We start from the raw sequence: 1,745 nt of genomic DNA on the forward strand, positions 1-1,745 counted from the left end.
AAGGTCGGCTTCAGAATTTCCGGATCGTGAAGCAGTAGCTACGAGCTACGAGCTACGAGCTACGAGCTACGAGCTACGAGCTACGAGCTACGAGCTACGAGCTACGAGCTACGAGCTACGAGCTACGAGCTACGAGCTACGAGCTACGAGCTACGAGCTACGAGCTACGAGCTACGAGCTACGAGCTACGAGCTACGAGCTACGAGCTACGAGCTACGAGCTACGCTCGCTTCGATAAAGAAAGGCGGAAAAGTTCCTCAGCATCTGCGTTTCTACGAAGCCGCTGTAGGAGATTCTATGTTGTCCACCCCAGTCTTCATGAGGCAGGGGCCGGCTGATAGTCGGTGCCATTTTTCATAAGCGCGAAGGCGATGCGAACCAGTTTGCGCGCCAGGATGACTAACGCTTGGGTAGTTGCCAGCCCCCGGTCCAGATAAGCCTGATAGACCCCAGCCCAACGCTTGCTCCGGCGAGCGGCCATGGCCGCGCAGTAAAGCAGCCTGCGAGCTTCTGAGTCCCCTTTCTTGGTCAGTTTTCGCTTGCCGGTTTTGGTGCCTGAGTCTCTCACGTGAACGTCCATCCCCAGGAAGGCCACGAAGGCATCACTGTTCCTGAAGTCGCCCCTTAAGAAGGCCATGACCAGAGCGTAGGCGGTCAGATCGCCCACGCCCTCCAGGGCCTTGCACCGTTGCACCTGTTCGCTGAGCCCAGCGTCTCTTACCGTGTCGCGAAGGTGTTTCTGGATCTGTGCATCCAGCGTGTTGATCTGAGAGATCAACCTCTTCAAGCCCGCTTTGAGTAGCGGCTCTGCACCCAGGCTTTGCTGGATAATGGTTCGCGCCTTGACCAGTGCCGCACGGCGGCGCAGCAGGGTCTGCAGCGTCCGATACGCCTTGGGTGGCGGGCTCCAGCGGCGCAAGGCCCCTTTTTCATTTTGCAGATGGCGGGCAAGTAGCTGCGCATCAGAGGCGTCCGTTTTTGCGCGACCCCCTGTGCCCTTGCGGTAATGGTGGAGGCGAGAACCATCAATCACGTAGATGTGGTGGCCTTTACGGTGGGCCAGCTCAATGACATCCATGTGATAAGTGCCAGTGGCCTCGATGGCTATCTCGCAGAGGGAAGGCAGATCCTTGAGCCAAGCCCGAATGGCTTGGGGTGTGTTCTCAATGGAATAGGTCTGGCCCAGGAAATAGATGACCAACTCGGCCTTGGCCACGTCGATGCCGATAATGGAGGGTTCTACTTGCATTGCCACTGAACAGCCCCTTGCGCTAGGTTACACATGCTTGTCGGGGCGCACCTGAACGCTGGCTTGCTAGGTATCGTCGGTCTGAGGTGCGAACTCAGCCGATGGATTCTTTATCGGCGTATGAATAGGTGCGGGGTGGGGCCAAATCTCCTACCGTCTGTACCCTTGGGTCAGATGCCCCTTTGGTCCCTCCACCCCGGCAAGTCCTGCATGGTTGCAGGAAGAGCATTCAAACATACAAGTTCCCTTCCAGGGGACGAACCGGCCCGTAAACATGGAAAGATCGAAATCACGGGTTACTCAACCGTCGATTGCAGCAGACGGTTATCTCTGTCGCCTCGCTGCGCTCGGTTCGTCCCCTGGAAGGGAACTCCTACAGCGGCTTCGTAGACAGCAAAAAGCCCCGGAAAACCGGGGCTTTTTCGTGTTGCATGTAGCGTGACGCGTGCTGCGTCTCCTGTGCTACCGAGGCTGCATACGGATACCACCATCGATA

General features: G+C 57.4%; 1 protein-coding gene. It reads right to left on the bottom strand.

What is annotated here, in order from left to right:
• Positions 1-316: 316 nt before the first annotated feature.
• On the bottom strand, positions 317-1,255 hold the full coding sequence (locus A3754_RS08010; RefSeq protein ID WP_369817594.1) for an IS110 family transposase: 939 nt from the start codon (positions 1,253-1,255) through the stop codon (positions 317-319).
• Positions 1,256-1,745: the final 490 nt, after the last annotated feature.

The sequence above is a fragment of the Alcanivorax sp. HI0083 genome (assembly GCF_001635175.1).